The sequence below is a fragment of the Leptospira alstonii serovar Sichuan str. 79601 genome, from assembly GCF_000347175.1.
In the GTDB taxonomy this organism is placed as follows: domain Bacteria; phylum Spirochaetota; class Leptospiria; order Leptospirales; family Leptospiraceae; genus Leptospira; species Leptospira alstonii.
This window is the reverse complement of record NZ_ANIK01000070.1, coordinates 44,185-61,083: the sequence shown is the minus strand read 5'-3', so window position 1 is coordinate 61,083 and position 16,899 is coordinate 44,185. Positions and strand designations below refer to the sequence as shown.

General features: G+C 42.8%; 12 protein-coding genes. 1 reads left to right on the top strand and 11 read right to left on the bottom strand.

The window, feature by feature from the left end; all coding sequences use genetic code 11:
• From LEP1GSC194_RS14345 to LEP1GSC194_RS14310, 8 genes are all read right to left on the bottom strand, one after another.
• Positions 1–595 (bottom strand): IS110 family transposase (locus tag LEP1GSC194_RS14345; protein WP_036040806.1); only part of this gene is annotated, 595 nt, incomplete at its 3' end.
• A gap of 447 nt (positions 596–1,042) precedes the next feature.
• The gene (locus LEP1GSC194_RS14340) at positions 1,043–1,672 is read right to left on the bottom strand and encodes a low molecular weight phosphatase family protein (RefSeq protein WP_020774218.1); all 630 of its coding nucleotides are present in this window, start codon (positions 1,670–1,672) and stop codon (positions 1,043–1,045) included.
• 369 nt (positions 1,673–2,041) lie between these two features.
• Complete coding sequence (locus LEP1GSC194_RS14335; protein ID WP_020774241.1) at positions 2,042–3,184, bottom strand: M23 family metallopeptidase; 1,143 nt, start codon at positions 3,182–3,184, stop codon at positions 2,042–2,044.
• Positions 3,177–4,175, bottom strand: a complete 999-nt coding sequence (locus tag LEP1GSC194_RS14330; protein WP_020774248.1) for an N-acetylneuraminate synthase family protein — start codon at positions 4,173–4,175, stop codon at positions 3,177–3,179. The genes LEP1GSC194_RS14335 and LEP1GSC194_RS14330 overlap by 8 nt, the downstream gene beginning before the upstream one ends.
• Before the next feature lie 16 nt (positions 4,176–4,191).
• Entirely contained in the window at positions 4,192–6,147 is a 1,956-nt protein-coding gene (locus LEP1GSC194_RS14325) for an LTA synthase family protein (RefSeq protein ID WP_020774226.1), read from the bottom strand.
• Between the two features lie 11 nt (positions 6,148–6,158).
• On the bottom strand, positions 6,159–8,267 hold the full coding sequence (gene feoB, locus LEP1GSC194_RS14320; RefSeq protein ID WP_036043073.1) for a ferrous iron transport protein B: 2,109 nt from the start codon (positions 8,265–8,267) through the stop codon (positions 6,159–6,161).
• Entirely contained in the window at positions 8,254–8,499 is a 246-nt protein-coding gene (locus LEP1GSC194_RS14315) for a FeoA family protein (RefSeq protein WP_020774220.1), read from the bottom strand. The genes feoB and LEP1GSC194_RS14315 overlap by 14 nt, the downstream gene beginning before the upstream one ends.
• Positions 8,496–9,797, bottom strand: a complete 1,302-nt coding sequence (locus tag LEP1GSC194_RS14310) for an ABC1 kinase family protein (RefSeq protein ID WP_036043074.1) — start codon at positions 9,795–9,797, stop codon at positions 8,496–8,498. The genes LEP1GSC194_RS14315 and LEP1GSC194_RS14310 overlap by 4 nt, the downstream gene beginning before the upstream one ends.
• Before the next feature lie 170 nt (positions 9,798–9,967).
• Here LEP1GSC194_RS14310 and LEP1GSC194_RS14305 point away from each other — a divergent pair, with 170 nt between their 5' ends.
• Complete coding sequence (locus LEP1GSC194_RS14305) at positions 9,968–11,971, top strand: helicase (RefSeq protein WP_020774212.1); 2,004 nt, start codon at positions 9,968–9,970, stop codon at positions 11,969–11,971.
• A 99-nt stretch (positions 11,972–12,070) separates the two neighbouring features.
• On the opposite strand, the gene LEP1GSC194_RS14300 is transcribed toward LEP1GSC194_RS14305, so the two are convergent.
• The 3 genes from LEP1GSC194_RS14300 to LEP1GSC194_RS14285 form a co-directional block, all read right to left on the bottom strand.
• Entirely contained in the window at positions 12,071–12,340 is a 270-nt protein-coding gene (locus tag LEP1GSC194_RS14300) for a hypothetical protein (RefSeq protein WP_020774251.1), read from the bottom strand.
• Positions 12,341–12,421: 81 nt separating this feature from the next.
• Positions 12,422–14,956 carry a methyl-accepting chemotaxis protein gene (locus LEP1GSC194_RS14295; protein ID WP_020774239.1) on the bottom strand — a complete coding sequence of 845 codons (2,535 nt, stop codon included), beginning with the start codon at positions 14,954–14,956 and terminating at the stop codon, positions 12,422–12,424.
• Positions 14,957–15,395: 439 nt separating this feature from the next.
• Positions 15,396–16,505, bottom strand: coding sequence for a tetratricopeptide repeat protein (locus LEP1GSC194_RS14285; protein WP_020774255.1), 1,110 nt, complete (start codon positions 16,503–16,505; stop codon positions 15,396–15,398).
• Positions 16,506–16,899: the final 394 nt, after the last annotated feature.

Here is a 16,899-nt window from a genome sequence, read left to right as displayed (position 1 = left end):
TTAGTTCGACTAAATCTAAAACTTTTAAGATTCGTTCCGCTTCCTTTTTGTATCGATCAGGAAGTAAAGCTACAGAAACTTCTCTGGATGCTTTTGTTCGTAAATGCTTTTTGGTGATTTCAGTCAAACCGGCTTGAGTGAATAAACTGTGAAGTCGATTCTTACCTTGCGTCAGTTGCCTTGTCCAGTTCTCATGCTCTGTACACAATCGCCGATTATCTTCCTCTTCATCCGTGGGAATCGGAACAACCGGTAATTCTTCTATTGGATAACGTTGAATGAGCCTGGCTATTTTTAAACTGTCTTCTTTATCAGTCTTTTTCAAAGATTGATAGATCGTTGCTAAGTCTCCGGGATTCAAGACAATTACTTGAATCCCTTTGTTTAAAATTGATTTTGCAATTCTAAAAGATTGAGAGCCCGCTTCCAGACCTACAATATCATTTAAAGTCAGCCATTTTAATAAACTGCTAATACCGCTTTCCGTTGTACTGAATTGCCGACGTTCGAGCGAGTTCTCCGAATTAATTCGAACAACCTCTAAACTTTTCTTTCCGCAATCAATTCCTACATACTTGATTTCTTGACTGTTCATTTCTTTTCTCCTAAAATGACAGAGGGCGGAAGGTCTTAACAAAGCCGGGTGATATCACCAGCACTCCTATTCGCGGTCGACTTTGTTAAGCCGCCACACTTTGGTTTGCGGTGGCCGATTTAGATTCATCTATGGACCGGGGTCTAAGCCCCAAGAGAGCGATCAATCTGCCATCGGCCTTCTTGACTCCGTCGAATCAAGAATATCACACTTCGAGCTGTCTTACGTCCAAGAATCATACTAATCTATGGATCGCGTTTCAGGTCGTTCGATAGTTTTTGGGACAAACGCTTGGATTTCTAAAATAGACGATTCGGAAAATTCGATGAAAAATAAACGAGAATCTCTAAATGCGGTTATTTTAGAATATTCTAATTTCCTATAGGAGTATCATTCGATTTCAATGGAAAAAGCCGTTTTAAAGAACGGCGGCGATTTCATCGTGCTTCACTCCTTTAAATTTTGGAAAGCGAATAAAATTTCTCTTGCGATCGTTTTGCAAGTTTCAATATATTTTTCCGAAGCTCCTTCCGTAGAATCGTAAGTTTTGGGGTCTTCATAAGGTAAACTGATTCTTGTTTCCGCTCCGGGAACAAACGGACAAGCTTCATCCGCGGAAGAACAAACCATAACGGCGATGAATTTTTCCTTTGGATTGATCGGATCGGAATATAACTTTGAAAATGCGATTATCGGTTGTTGCCTTGACTTAAACGCAACCGAATATTTCGGATTTTGTGCGTTATTCGTCTTTTTATCGATTCTAAATCCGATGTCGATCAGGGCCTGAACGGAACGGTTGTAAAACTCGGTCGCTTCCGTACCGCCGGAATACGCTTCGATTCCGGTGAGTTCAAGATAATCCGCGGCTGCCAGGGCAAGCATTTGAGCGATTTGACTTCTTCTAGAATTATGCGTACAAACAAAAATCAGTTTGGAAAAATCGTTCTTCAAAAACGTTTGTTGAATGGCTTTAGAAAATTCGATCAGAGTTTGTTTTCGAAGATCGTCAATTCTGGAAAATTCGCTCGTTCTATTTTTTAAAAACGACTTTAACGGCTCGTATAAATCGCTCATGCTGGGTTGCCTCCGAATAAAATATTTTTCTAATTCTCGTCGGGATGAAAATCCAAAAAGTTAAGATCTTAGCATAAGATACGATAAGGAAATTTGCAGGAGCGTACTAAGGGTCAGTGGACACTTTCTGAACTCGGTGAAACGCTCTCTATTTATCTTTCCAGTAGCTCAACGTTTCTTCCTATGGGTTGAAACATAATGGACAAATTATTGTGTTTATCCAAGCACATTCGATTTTTTTAATTCCCATAACTTGACTCCGTATCAATCCATAACGCTGCAACATATTCAATAAATTGAATTTAATATCGGACTATTACACAAGCGCTCGTATCGTGAAAATCGATCCGGCACGATCATCCTAAAAAATCAATCCACTCCGTTGCGTTTAAAAAAGAACTGCAATAACTTGCGAACTTGAGCCGGGGTAAGTCCGTTCCCGAAAAATTCTCCGTCCACCCAGATTTCAAAGTGAAGGTGAGTGTTATCGGCTGAGCCCTTGGCTTCCTCGATCAAACCCGAATTGCCTACGTTTCCGAGGGATTCTCCCTGTTTGACTTTATCGCCCACCTTAACATTCCTACGAATCGAAGACAAATGATTGAAACTAGTCATCACGCCGTGACCGTGATCGATCCAGATCTGTCTTCCGCCGAAGTCCTTTTCGACGTAAGTAACGGTCCCTTTTTGGGACTCGGTCGTATGATATTCATAGTCGGCGAGAGTCATGGGAGAATACGAATGATCCGCGCGGACGATAACCCCGTCCGCGGGAGCGACGACCTCGTCTTGAAAATTTAGGTTTCGAACTTGGCCGTCTATATTTATTTTTTTGTATATATCAATTCCCTTATGAACTCCGTTTCGATAGGTTCTGGGTGCGTTGGGAAGTTGAAAGTCTAAACTCGGAATCAGTCCGCCGGGAACGGGAAACGTGTAACCCCGGAGTCTGGGTTCGATACCGTTTAAAAGTTTTTGGTTTAAAAAAAGTTTGACGTCGCTGATTACCGCACCTCGGTCGGTCGTATCCGGAAAATAAATCCTTAAAACAGAGGCGTCCAAGTTTTCGAGTTTATGAAAATTGTGCAAATCCACATTCTGATTTACGAATATGGTTCTCCAGTCGTCTCGGATCAAAACCTGAATCTCGTATTTTTTTACAGCTCTTTCCTTTCTAAAAAGAGGAACGGTAATTTCCAAACCGTTGATGAGTCTTTTCGAACCGAAGTCCACGATAATCCATTCCGAACCGGGGCGATTGGCCGAATACCAATGAGTGTTGGGATCGGAATCAAAAAGATTGAAACCTCCGTACTCGGCCGAAAAAGAAGAAGATACCGAATAACTAAAGGGCGCCGTGGTCCATCTTCCGAAATCGATAAAGTCCACTTCAGAGCCGAGGTTTCCGTACGTGGTCGGAGCTCCGGTCGCGGAAGTGGACACAATCAGGATCGAAAATCCGATTCTTACAATCAAATTTTCTAATTTAGAAAAACGGAATGGATTACACATGAAAGGGTTTACCCGGTTCGGTTTTGAGTCCGTTCGTTTTTTCGATTTCCCAGGAATCCAAGAACCTTCCGTCTTTTTGAGTCAAGTCCGGTCGGAGCGCGATCGGAGCGCCTTTTGAATCCGCATATAAGGATCTCCTACCGAAAAATCTTCCGCCTACTTCTTCGGGCCAAGGTTTTTTCTCTCCGTTTCCTTTCATCTTCCAAGCTTCAAAAGCGCTTTTACAAACCGCTTTCAGTTCCTCGGGGTTTGCGGAAATAATATGATCCGGTCCGTCCAGAGTTTGATCCAAAGTGAAATGTTTTTCGATCATACAAGCTCCCAAAGAAACCGCGACCGAAGTTGCTACGTTTCCGGAGGTATGATCGGAAAAACCCACCGGAAACGGATAAAGATTTTTGAATGTTTCTACGACCTTAAGATTCGCTTTTTCGGGAGGAGTGGGGTAAAGGGAAACGCAGTGTAAAAGACAGAGTTTGTCCGTTCCTTCCTTTTCCAAGAATGAGATCGCGCGATTTACTTCGAAAAAGTCCGCGGCGCCGGAGGAAAGAATGACGGGAAGTTTTGACTTTGCGGTTTCTAAAAGAAGGGTTTTATTGGTTATATCCCCGCTTGCGATTTTGATCGTGGGAACTTTCAAACTTACGAGAAAATTCAAAGAGCGGATACAAAGAGGCGTGGAAAAAAAGATCAAACCTTCCTCTTCCGCCGTTTTTTGGAATTTTTTATGCATCGTTTCGGATAGTTCATATTTTTTGAATATATCTACGAGGATCTTTGCATCCGGGTTGTGAACGTCTATGAACTCTTCCGTAATGTAGGATTGAAACTTTACGGCTCGCGCCCCGGCCTTTTTTGCGGCGGCGATGGTCTTTTTGCCGATCTCCTCGTCGTTGTTATGATTGAGTCCGATTTCTGCGACTACGATCGGAGGATGTTCGGGGCTAACGTTAAGTCCGGATGCGATTGAAAATTCTTTTTGAAAGGTCATGGTTTACTTCGTGTTTCTATTTTTTAGGAGGATATATAAGATTTCGGTTCATCAGCTCGTAACTTAAGTTCCAAAATGATTTCGCTTTGAGATGATAGGTCTCGCATTTCACGCGATCGTTTTTACATTCCTCCGTTTCTCCGATTCTGGGAACGATCGAAAAGGAAGAATTTCGAACCTTGTCCGTAAAACCGTAAAAGATCCAGTTGTTTTCGATCCAACCGAAAAGATTTCCGAAAGCGAAGTAGGCGACTCCTCCGGAAATACGTTTGTCCAAAAGATCCCTTCCCATCGCCGAGAATCGAACCTTCTTACCGACGATCCCAAGAACGGTCGGAATGATGTCGAGTTGAGAAGAGATTCGAGGATCGATCTTGGACGGGATCTTTCCCGGAGAATAGATCAAAAAAGGAACGTTTCTATCTTCGAAATAATCCAGGTTCCTATGATGCGAATGATCTCCCACAAAGATAAAAACCGTATTCCGAAAGTAGGGCGCCTTTTTTGCTTTTTCCAGAAAGGAGTGGATCGATTTGTCCGAATAACGATATACGTTGAAGTAATCCGCTTCCTCGAGTTCGGAGGAAAATACTTCGTCTTCCGAAGAGGGAACTTGATAGGGGTAATGAGTGGTTAACGTCAAAGTGACCGCGAGAAACGGAGATTTTTGCTTCATTAGAATTTCGTGTAATTCGTTTAACAAATCCCCATCGTAATAACCCCAGGCACCCGGTTTGTATTTTTGCAGGGAATCGAAATATTCCCGACCGAGGATCGTATCGAAACCCCAGTGAGAAAACAAAAAACCCATGTTGTCGAAGTTTACGTCCCCGCCGTGAACGAATAGCGTATCGTATCCGATCGATTTTAAAATCGTTCCCAAGCCGCCGAAACGACTCAAAACCTGAGGGGTCCGTACCACCGTCAAACCGGGACCGTCCGGAATTCCGGTTAACGTGGATAAAAGCCCGTTGGTCGTTCTTCCTCCGCTTGCAAAAAAGGAAGGAAAATAGGTTCCTTCTCGGATCAAATCCTCGAAATGAGGAGCGATCCGTTTTCCTTGGGTAAGAATTTGCCCGTTCGTATAAGCGTATTTTCCGGTCCAGCTTTCCAAAAGCACCAAAACGATGTTAGGCGGCTTTCCGGGATTGGTCTCGTAGGTTTCCCGAAGTAAAGGATATTCTTCCGAGATAAATTTCGCTCCCGGATATTCGATTTCCTTTCGGACGCCGACGATCGCATTCGGAAACGAAACCTGCAAGTTGCGGGGAATGGATTGATTCTTGATATCCATTATGGACGTAAAAATTCCGTTCAAAACGAGTTGATTTACGATAGAGGTTTGCGAAATCATCGCGTCGCTGGGCCTCAGAGGTCTGGATTGAATTCCGCCCCGAACCGATAAAAATAAAATCGGAGGAAGAATCAAAAGTTGAATCAGTTCGGCTCTTTTCCGGGCCGGGTCGAAAATATATAATTTTTTTTGAATGTATTTAAAAACCGAAAGCGGCAATAGGATTCCGATCGCCGCGCAGGAAAAAACCGCCAAAACCGTATGTCCTACAAAGAAGGATTTCAGAATGATCCGGAATTCAGGCCCTAAAAAAACGAAACCTTCATAACCGACGTGTTTGTTGGTTTCGGAGAAATAGAGAATATCTCCGATCAGATGCGCCGAGGCCCAAAAGAACAGAAGGACGGGAGGGATTCCCCAAAAGAACGAATAAATTTGAAAACGATTGAGAGGATGGATCGCCGAAAGAATCCAGGAAGGCCCGATAAGAATCGCACAGACCGAAACGTCGAAACGAACTCCGACCAAAAACGCGAGAAGGATTTCAAGAACGGGTGCGGACGAAAATTTGGAAAAAAATACGAAACACCAACAGATTCGATAGACGAAGAATAGAATCAAAAATCCGATCGTAAAGCCCGAAAGGATTTTGAGGTTGGAAGGAATTCTTTTTAACATCCGAATTCTTTTTAGGAAAATAAACTCCAAAACTGAAAGACGATAAAGGAAGTAGAATATGCTAAAATTGTCATATACGTGAAAAGGAATGTCGGCCAGAAAACGGAATTGGTCTCCTTTTTGACGACCGCGAGAGTGGACATACACTGACAGGCAAATGCAAAAAACAAAAGTAAACTGACCGAATTTCTAAGTCCCCAGACCGCTTTTCCGTTTTCATCCTTGTCTTTGCGGATCGCCTCTTTGAGACCGTCCGTCGATTCTTCCCCTCCGACACCGTAGACGATGGAAAGGGTGGAAACCATAATTTCTCTTGCGGCAAAGGAAGTTATAATTCCGATTCCCATCTTCCAATCAAAGCCGATCGGTTTTAGAACCGGTTCCATAAATTTTCCCGAGGAACCCGCGTAGGATTCACGGATCTGAATTTTTTTGAGTTCCGAGTCGGTAACGTTCGGATAAAGGGAAGAGTCGATTCTCGGGTAATTCGCCAAAAACCAAAGTAGGATCGAAATGAACAGAATGATCTGTCCCGCCGTCGCTAAAAACGCTTTCAATTTTTTGAATACTGTCAAGGCCAGACTTTTGACGGAAGGAGTGTTGTAAGCCGGAAGTTCCATCAAAAAGTAGGAGGAATCCGATTTGAAAAAAGTCTTTTTAAAAACGAGAGCGGCCAACATGGATGCGATCATTCCCAAAAGAAAAAGTCCGAACATCGTAAGAGCTTGGATGTTGAAAATTCCCCAGAGAGTACCCGCTGGAAAGACCGCGCCGATTACGAGTACGTATACCGGATAACGCGCCGAACAAGTGATCAGAGGAGCGACGAGAATGGTGGTGAGTCGATCCGATTTGTTTTCTATCGTTCTCGTTCCCATAATCGCAGGAACCGCACACGCCGCGGAAGACAACAAGGGAATGAACGATTTTCCGGAAAGGCCGAACTTTCCCATAAACCGGTCCATCACAAAGGATGCCCTTGCGATATAACCGGTTTCTTCCAAAATGCCGATAAACAAAAACAAAAGAGCGATCTGAGGAATGAATACGAGAACCGCTCCGACCCCGCCTATGATTCCTTCCTGAATCAAAGAACGAAGAGGACCTGCCTCTAAAAATCCTCCGACAAAACTTCCGACGTTTCCGACTCCCGATTCGATCCAATCCATCGGAGTTTCCGACCAAGTAAAAAGCGTCTGAAAAACCAAGGCCATGATTCCTAAAAAGGAAACCATTCCCCAAAAAGGATGCAGAAGAATTTTGTCCGCCTTGGAAAGAAACTTCTCGCTCGGGATCGGATCTCCGACGATAGAGTTGTTTAAGACTTTTTTAATATAGACGGACTTTTGAGTCAGTTCTTCGAGATAGGTGAAACGTTTTTCGAAACGGTCGAATTTTTCCCGAATGAGTTTCGCCGAATTTTCGGGAAAGAGGGAAAGGCCGGGAAGCCCTTTTTGTAAAACCTCTCCGGAAAGTTCCTTCAGGGAATTGATCAAAACGAACTTTAAAGAATTTGAATGTTTGGCGGAGAGGGATCGTAAAAGATCGTCGATGAATTTTTCCCGCACCGGGTCCCATGGAAAAGATCGGATCGGAATTCGAAACGCGTCGGGAGAAACGATCAAATCCTTGAGTTCCGAAACTCCCTCTCCGTTTTTGGGATTTACGTACCGAAACAAAATTCCGAATTCTTTCGAAAGAGAATCCAATTCCAGGCCGATCCTTTTTTTTTCGAGGACGTCCTTCATGGTGACCGCGACCAAAACCGGAACGTTTAATTCCAGGATCTGCAATAAAAACTGAAGACTTCTTTCCGCAAGAGAAGCGTCCATCACGAAAAGGATAAGATCCCCTTCCTTGTGGCCGATCAAAACTCTGCTCGTAACTTGTTTGTCTTCCGAGTTTCCGCCGAGGCTGAACGCGCCCGGAAGATCCAAAATTTTCACGGCACGTTCCGGGTGATTTAAAATTCCTTCCGCCTTTTCAACGGTCACTCCGTGATAGTTTCCGGTTTTTTGTCTAAGCCCTGTTAGGCGATTGAATAAGGTGGATTTTCCGCAATTCGGATTTCCGGCCATAAGAATCCGGGAGGTTTTCGTTTGTGTATCAGAGTGACCCAAGAATGTCTCCGACTTGAATCAGCTCCGCTTCCCCTTCGGAGATCGCTATCTCCACTTCTCCCGCGCGGATCACGATCTTTTTTTGGGAAGAATATTTTTCAAGAACGAGAATCTTCGTTCCGGGCAAAAGCCCGATGTCCAGGATGTTTCGAAACAGATCTTCCTTTCCCGGTTCGGAGATCAAGGAAATGATGGAAGCTTCCTGGCCCTTTTCCAATTCGTTTAACATCATATTAGAAATTTATCACGGTCACGGATGAGGTCGATGTCCGGAGCCATCGTCTTGACGTATCGATCGAAGTATAGGATCTGTTTGATCAGAAGTCCGAATTCTTTCGGAATTTTCAAACCGTTTCGAAGTGAAATTTCGCGGAACTCGAAAAGGATCGCGTTTAACTTTTTGTCGTCCAAAGATTCCAAATCGCCCATTTGAACCTTCAAGACCATCTCGGTCATTCTGGAAAAAACGGCTTCCAAGTCCCGTGCGAGTTTTTTCTCGTCCACACCTTCGGCGGTGGAATCCATCTGAATCAGACCTTTTGCGATCTTTTCCGTTCTATTGAGGCTTAGACCCTCCAGGAAAATCATCAAACCGTCCCAGACTCGGGGAGAAATTCTGCCCACGATGCCGAAATCGATAAACCCCACGGTTCCGTCCCTAAGGATCATTAGATTTCCTGCATGTACGTCCGCGTGAAAAAAGCCGTTTCTGGAAAGAGTGGAAAACCAAATTTCGAGGGCCTGCGTGAGTGTCTTTTGAGGATCGGAAGAATACTTTCGGATCGAATTTTCATCCGTGATCGGCGCCCCGTAAAAACGCTCCATGGTGAGAACTTTCTTTGTGGACAATTCTCTGTAAACTTTCGGAACCCTCGCTCTCGTTTCCCCCATCGAAAGAAGTTCTTTTTCGAACTCTTCTATGTTGTTCGCTTCCTTATAAAAATCAATTTCTTCTAATATGGACGTTTGGAACTGTTCGACCATGTCGGAGATACCGGACTTACTCAGGCCCGGCGCAAATCTTTCGAAAAGAACCGAAGCGAAGTAAATGAGGTTTAAATCGGCGGATAACGTGGATTCTATATCCGGCCTTTGGACTTTGATGACTACGTCTAATCCGTCTTTGGTGACCGCCGAATGAACTTGTGCGATGGAAGCGGACGCAAGCGGAATCGGTTCCACGCTGTAAAAATGATCCGCGATTTTTCCGCCTAACTCCTTTTGAACGATCTTTACGATCGTGGAGTAGGGAACGGGTCGGATTCCATCCAAACACTTTTGCATTTCGGTCACGAACTCATCCGGAAAAAGAGAGGGAGCGGAGGCGATAAATTGACCTAACTTGATGTATGTGGCGCCTAACTCTTCGAAGGCTTCCCGAAGACGAATCGGAAAGGTTTCCATCGAATCCCCTCCCAACGCCAGATCCTTTAAGAGGAGAATCGTTTTTGTGGAGAATACAAAACCGCTGTTTAGGATTCGAGTGGCGCCGTCAAAACCCATTTTCAGGGAATCAAAAAAACCGGTCATAATCACAAAGATTTTGAACTTCGATTCAAAAGACAAGAACAGAAAGGCTCGGTAAAAAACGAAGGAATTCCCTAAATTGTCTATGAGGCAAAATCGCTTTTTTGTTTACGAACGAGCGCAAATTCTGAATATGGCTACATAAAATACTCCTCCTCGGGGTATCTTCTCTTATGAGTAGCGATTCAGTATTACTTCAGGAACTCGACAAGCTGGAACAGAACGACCTGAAGAAAGTCGCGGCTCTTTGGAACCTTACAAAACTTCCTTATAAAGAAAAAAATAAGAACGTCGCGTATCTTTACGAAATTTTTCAGGACGATTTTTATCTCAAAGGAGTTCTTGAAAAACTCACTCAACTTCAGGTTACGATCTATACGAGTATTCTTAAAAATAAGAATGTACTCACTCTCGGGGAAATTTCGAGAAAGGTAAACATCCCTCCGATCAACGTGGAGATGGAACTTAACCTACTTCGAAAATACCAACTCGTATATCAGAGAAAAAACCGGGAACGTCTCACCAATAATTTAGATAAATATCATGCGTTTGAGGAAATCGCCGGTTTAGTTCCTCTCGAACAAAATCTCAAAGGGGACAAATATAAGATCTCCTTGGAAAAATATCTCGATCGTAAAAAAACGACCGAAATTTCCGAAGAGTGGAAAGCGGCCGTTAAGGCTCCGAAACAACTCGACGGAATGAAGAAGTTTTATTCGATCGCGTCCTCCGAAGAAGGAATCGATCTGAATCTTCAGTCTCTCGCCGATTTGGAAAGGGACACACTCGTAAGAATTTATTTAAGCGGCGGCGTTTCCGAAGCGGAGGACATCCGCAGTTATATCGTAACCAGTCGAGGAAAATACGAGCAGATCGTCCCCGCGCTGATCTCGAAGGGACTTGTCGTAGACGTTTGTTTTGTGGACGAAAAATTCGTTCGTGTGTTTGTGATTCCCGATGAAATCTTAAAATACGTTCAGACACATCCGATCCTACCTTCCGTCAAAAAAGGAACCAAACAAAGGACTGAAAAACTCGCGACGAACGATCTCGATTTTTTTCTCAATACGAAAAAATTAATTTCTTACATCAGTCGCAAAGGATTGGTTCTTGCGAAATCCGGAAAGGTAAAACAAGCCGATCACAAAAGGACGGAGCAGGAGCTTCTCAATCCGGACATAGGGATTTTTCCGGAAAAAAGCCAGATCTATCAGATGGAACTCATACTTCCGGTGTTGAAACTTTTGAATCTCGTGGACATCAAAGGCGAAAACATAGTCCTCAAAGAGGAAGTGAGCGAGTTCAACGGAAGGGATATTTTCGAAATCATGAAACTCGTCGTACACGAGGTCAACGAGGCTCGTACGAAACGTGTCGTTCCCGCGGAAGTTTTTATCGCGACTGAAATGCCTTTTTACGACAAACCGATCCTGGATAAATGTGTGAGCCTCATCATCAAAGCGAAACGCATTCATTTATCGGTGATTTTTTCCAATATCATTCGGGAACATATGATTCTTTCTCCCGGATTTAGGACGAAAAATTTCCAGTCCGACCTTGCCGAACTGCGCAAGGAAATTATGAGCGTCATTTTTTATCTGCATCTGTTCGGACTTTTGGAAGTGGAATATCCCAATCGTTTTCTTACGCTTTCCAAATTGGGAGAATACTTTTTTCAAACCGGAGAACTTTCTCACAAGACGGAGAAGGGCGGGATTACGATCAACCCGGACTTTACGATCATCGCGTTTCCGGATCGGGTTTCGATTTACGGTCTTCATCTCCTCAAGGCGTTTACTGAACTTAAGGATTACGATCGTGTTTATACGTTCGTTCTGACCAAGGAAGCTTTCCAATTGGGGATTCTTCTCGGGTATAGACCCGTCGAGTTCATCGACTTTTTAAAAAGTTCCAGCAAGGCCGATCTCGCGCAAAACCTTCTCTTTTTATTGGAAGATTGGGGTGGAAATTTACCCGTAGTCGACGTCACGGAAGATTGTGTTTTGGTTCGTACGAAAGATCAAAATACGATGGAATTGCTGCTCGGGCAGATTAAAGGAAAAAAAATCGTTTTGGATGAAATCGGTCCGACAGCCGTTCTTGTGGATAAAAACAGAGTACAAGACGTAATTACCGTTTCCGAAAAATTAAATCTGATCGTCAATCTGATTCGCTGACGTCGGGTCTTTTCGTTGTTATACGCAAAACTTTCGTTTTGAAAGCATCAATCCTATATTCGGGTGAGAGTTTAAAAATGGACTCGGGATTTGAGAGAATTATTCTTCCACTTTGATTTTGGTTTTGAATTCCCATTTGCGATAGGGTGCGATCGCTTGAAGTCTCTCGTCCGTTACGAAAAATAGGGCATCTCCGTATTTAACCAATCCGCCCTTGTAATGTGCATATTTGGTTTTATGATCAATGAGGCCTATCTCCCGAACCTTATTCCAATCGTCGCAAGTTTTGAGAGTGGGGACTTTTCTAAGATGTAACTCCTTGATCTTGTTGTCTTTAACGGAGTCTCTGAGTATCTTTTCCCATTCCATAAGAGCAAACTAAAAGGAAGGGGGGAAAAATCAAGGGTTTTTGCAAACGATCGGGTGAGAGATAACGCGTAGTAGGATTTCCTAAAGTTTAAAAAATTCCACTTCGTGTTTTAATTCATCCGCCAATTTCGCCAAGCCGATCGATCTGGAACTCAGTTCCTCCGACGAGGCCGCGGAAGATTGGTTGAGTTCATTGATCGTAGTGATCGTATTCGAAATTTCTTCGATCGCCGTCTTTTGTTCGCCGACCGCGACTTGAATCACGTCGGCTCTCTCTTTGACTTTTTTTGCGGTAAGATTCATCTGTTCGTTTTTGGAAAGTTGATTTTCCATAAACCCATTCACCACCTTCATCTGTTGATTGATTTCGGAAATTTCTTGGATGATTTCCGAGATGAGTTTTACGGTATCGGTGATGTTTTTAATTCCGGCGCCGATTTCGGTTTCGTTACTCTGAATGATATGTTCGATGTCTCTGACGCTGTTCGAAGTTTTATCCGCGAGTTTTGAAATTTCATCGGCGACGACCGCAAAACCCTTTCCGGCGCTTCCCGCCCGCGCGGCTTCGATCGCCGTGTTTAGCGCCAGAAGATGAATCTGTTCCGAGATCGTGTTGATGATTTCGATAACTCCCGAGATATCCTCCGAACTATGACTGATCTTGGTGATCGAATGATTGGTCAGTTCCAAAGAATTCCCGCCTTTTTTAGCGTCTTGGGTGATCTTTTCCACATTGGCCATCGTCTTTTCCAAATTATGAGAAGTCGCATGAATGGAACTCGAAAATTGATTCATATCCAGATCGAGTTGATTCAATAGGACGACCTGTTCCTTCGTTTGATTTTCCATTCCGTCCATACCGGAGGAAATCTCTTCGATCGAAGCGGAAATTTCTTCCGAAGAAGAAACTTGGTTTTGTGCGTTTTCGGATATGAAGCCCGTTGCCTTGGACATTTCATCGGAGGAGTCCGCAAGATTTTCGGACGCGTTTACGATCTTATTCAAAATCTTTTTCACCTTTTTGTTAAACGAATTGATGGAAACGGCCATTTCTCCGATTTCATCCATCGAAAGAACTTTGAGTCCTTGGGTAAGGTCTCCTTCGGCCATAGCTTCCAAGACGTTCTTACTTTCTTCCAAAGGTAGAATTCTTTTTCTAAGAATGAGATAGATCAAAAATCCTATAAAAAAAAGACCGAGAAAGGAAATTCCGACCATCGCGTAAACGCAGACGATCGCCTCTCCTGCGATTTCCTCGTTTTCGATCGAAGTGAACGTGAGAAAATCGTATTTTCGATTCTTATTGAGAATCATATATTTATATTTTTCGTTAAAAAGATAACGAACCGGAACATTGTTCTGATGATCTTTTACTTGATGATAAAAGGAAAAGCTCTTCAAATTTTTCAGATTGAAAGAAGGGTTAACGTGATTGATTATCACTTCGTTTCTGTCCAAAATGCCCGCGTAACCCGATTTTCCGATCTGAATCGAACCGATTACTTTGTTTGTAAGATCCGCGATTTTGAGGGAATAGGCGATGTAGACGTTTGTGTTTTCCGAGATCGTTTCCAAAACCAAAATTACGGGAACGCCCGAAACGGGAGAAAGGATCGATTCGCTTAAGAACATCTTTTTTTTTGAAATCGTTTCTAAGACGATATCTTCGGAGGGAAGTTGAAAATTTTTGAGATCTCGATTGCTGGAAAGAGTTCCGGTTCCTACGGAAACTTCCCAGAACTGATTCTCCGATTTGATAAGCGAAATGGACTCGTACTTTGGAGAACGATCCAAAAGCGTTTCTAAAAATTTTTGCGTTTCTTCGGTTTTGCCGTTTTGGATTAAAGAAAGGAGTAAAGGATTGTTCTTCAGTTTTTCCGCATCCGATCGAACCTCTTCGAATATCGATTCCGTGAAAATGTTCAAAGTTTGATTCATGTTCATCATCTGATTGAAATACGACTTTCGAATCGCCGAATAGTTGAGTTTGAATACGAGACTGGAAACCGCGATTGCAAGGACGAAAACGATAAAGATAAAGGTTAACGTGAGGGAACGCGTTAGGCGGCTCTTCGCTAAAAATGAAACTTCTATGTCTTCGAACACGCCGGATCCGATCAGATCGGAAGTCAATTTTTCGGAGACTAAGAACGTATACACACTTACTAAAATAGACATGATAAGCGTAATCGCACCCAGGTTGTAATAATCCGCGACGTCTAAAACCGCAAATCGACTCAGAATGGCTACGACGACGGAAGCGGTGATTAAAATTCGAAGGGCGATTTCGATCGAATGAAAAAGCGGAAGGCGAAATACGGATTTCTGCGCGTTTAACACGATTTCCTTATCGATAATTCCTTTTTCGACGATAAAGAGATACTTTTGAATGGGCGCCAGTCTCCGCATATCGGAAAAAGCGGCGAACGCAAGAGTGAAAACCGCGGTTGCCAAAGTGATGCGGATCGCGATTTGAAGTTGATCGGGATCCATTTCCAGAAACGTTTTGTAAAATAAAATCGCCACACCGACAGTAAGAGTGAAACCTACGACTTCGGTAATCAAAATGAAATGAAGGGTGAATTTACGAATCGAATTTGTAATGTTATCATTCATGTTGTTTATTCCGATACCTTGATAATACGTTATGCGAGCTTGATCTGTTTCCCGTGTAGAATTTAGTTTTTTACGTTTATTAACACAAGGATAAAGTAAAATGCTTACTCAAAATATAACATTAGTCTTCATTCAATGTTTTATCACTCTGGAGATAGAAAGACAAAATAAATTCAAAAAATATAATATATTCTCAAAAATTAAAATTCGATTTTTTATTATTAAAAGAAATGCCAACGTGAAATTATCTTCACTGTTTCCGAGTTTTGAGTTGCCCGCCCAAAATCAAGGTGGGGCGTAAGTTTCACGGAGGATTGTCGTAATTCCGACAGATTTATTTTGAGATCGAAGTTTTGCGGGTAACGTTACGGTTTTGTTCGGCAGAACGGGAAACGCGGTGAAGAGGCAAAGGGAGGAAAGATCTTTCCTCCCGGGAACGTTATTCGCCTCGAATGCTTTCCAGTTTATGTTTGACCTCTTCGTTAAGAGGTTGCTTTTTTTGAAACTCCTCAAGTAATCGAACCGCTTCGGTGGGTTTGTTGATTTCAACGTAGAGGTCCGAAAGTTCGAGGAGAGGTCTAGGGTCCATGGGAAATTTCTTGTGTAGATCGAGGTAAATTTCTTCGGCCTTATCCCTTTTGCCGATGAGTTTGAGAGACGACGCCTTTCCTAAGAGCGCGAAGTAATCTTCTCCTTCGGCCAGAATTCGATTAAAACATTCCAACGCCTTGTCGAATTCACCCATACCTCTTAAACTGTCCGCGTAACGGTTGATGATGAGTTTATTATCCGGGTCGAATTCGAGAATTCTTTCCCAATACTGATTGGCCTTGTGAAAGTCCTTTTTACCTCGGTAACTCTCCGCAAGACCGTATAACGCAAAAAAGTTTTTTCTATCTAGTTCTGCGGCTCTGTGATAATATTGGATCGCCTCGTCGTAATCCTTGATTTTGCGGTAAGAGTTGCCGATTTCCGTAAGAATTTTGATGTTGTCCGGCTGAATCAAAAGCAGTTTTTCCCACCAATGAATTGCATCCTTATATTTTTGACATGCAAAGTAGAGATGTCCGAGTCCCACGATCACATACTGATCTTTGGGGTTGATCTGGAGAGCCTGCATATAATAGATTTCTGATTCTTTAAAATTTTTCAGCTTTCGGTGCGCGTCGGCAACTCGGCTGAGGATTGAGGCGTCCGTGATGGTAATATGTCTGTATTCTTCCGCGATCTCGATCACTTTGGAGAGAATATTCATCTCTCGATAACAGTTCATCAATCCCATCAAGGAGAACTTATTGGAAGGATCTTCCTGTATACATTTATGATAATATTCGATCGCGTTTTTATAATCTTTTTTCTTGAAATGCAGATCTCCCATACCTACCATTCCGTAAGTATTGTGCGGATCTTTTTCCAGAAGTTCTTTCAACTTCGCTTCCGCTTTCGGGAACTGGTGAGAGTCTAAAAGTTTGTAGGCTTCCTTCGCGAGTCCTTTGATAATTGCGAATTGTTTATCCTCTTCTTCTTTTTCAACGTTAGGATTTTCCATTTGCTTCTCTCTTTTTAAAGTTTGCTTTCTTCCAAATTTAGAATTCGCATTATTATTTTGGACGCACGGAATTCATTGAATATTCTTTTGAAGTACAAATATTCTGTAAAGAAAATAAGAACGTGCGACTACATTCTCAAAATAAAAAGTAATTGGGTCGAAAATTAGCCCCTTATATCTATTAGATTTTGGAAAAAAATTTCCGTTTTCGTTTTTAATAAAAATGTTCAATCGAATAATGAGAGTGGATCGTATTCGATATATTCAAGTCGAAAGAAGTAGACCGGTTTCCAATAAAAAATCGTAGGCAGCATCGTCCCGGCTCGGTCGTCTTCCCGAGTTTCTGAAACGTTCTAAAACGTCTTTTCCAGCAAGAGAACTTCGGAATTGAAAA

Bases quoted from the DNA above. Each gene is read 5' to 3' on its own strand.
- LEP1GSC194_RS14335 (WP_020774241.1), bottom strand. From the start codon at position 3,184: ATGTGTAATCCATTCCGTTTTTCTAAATTAGAAAATTTGATTGTAAGA.
- LEP1GSC194_RS14285 (WP_020774255.1), bottom strand. From the start codon at position 16,505: ATGGAAAATCCTAACGTTGAAAAAGAAGAAGAGGATAAACAATTCGCA.
- LEP1GSC194_RS14330 (WP_020774248.1), bottom strand. From the start codon at position 4,175: ATGACCTTTCAAAAAGAATTTTCAATCGCATCCGGACTTAACGTTAGC.
- LEP1GSC194_RS14295 (WP_020774239.1), bottom strand. From the start codon at position 14,956: ATGAATGATAACATTACAAATTCGATTCGTAAATTCACCCTTCATTTC.
- LEP1GSC194_RS14315 (WP_020774220.1), bottom strand. From the start codon at position 8,499: ATGATGTTAAACGAATTGGAAAAGGGCCAGGAAGCTTCCATCATTTCC.
- LEP1GSC194_RS14340 (WP_020774218.1), bottom strand. From the start codon at position 1,672: ATGAGCGATTTATACGAGCCGTTAAAGTCGTTTTTAAAAAATAGAACG.
- LEP1GSC194_RS14300 (WP_020774251.1), bottom strand. From the start codon at position 12,340: ATGGAATGGGAAAAGATACTCAGAGACTCCGTTAAAGACAACAAGATC.
- LEP1GSC194_RS14325 (WP_020774226.1), bottom strand. From the start codon at position 6,147: ATGTTAAAAAGAATTCCTTCCAACCTCAAAATCCTTTCGGGCTTTACG.
- LEP1GSC194_RS14305 (WP_020774212.1), top strand. From the start codon at position 9,968: ATGAGTAGCGATTCAGTATTACTTCAGGAACTCGACAAGCTGGAACAG.
- LEP1GSC194_RS14310 (WP_036043074.1), bottom strand. From the start codon at position 9,797: ATGACCGGTTTTTTTGATTCCCTGAAAATGGGTTTTGACGGCGCCACT.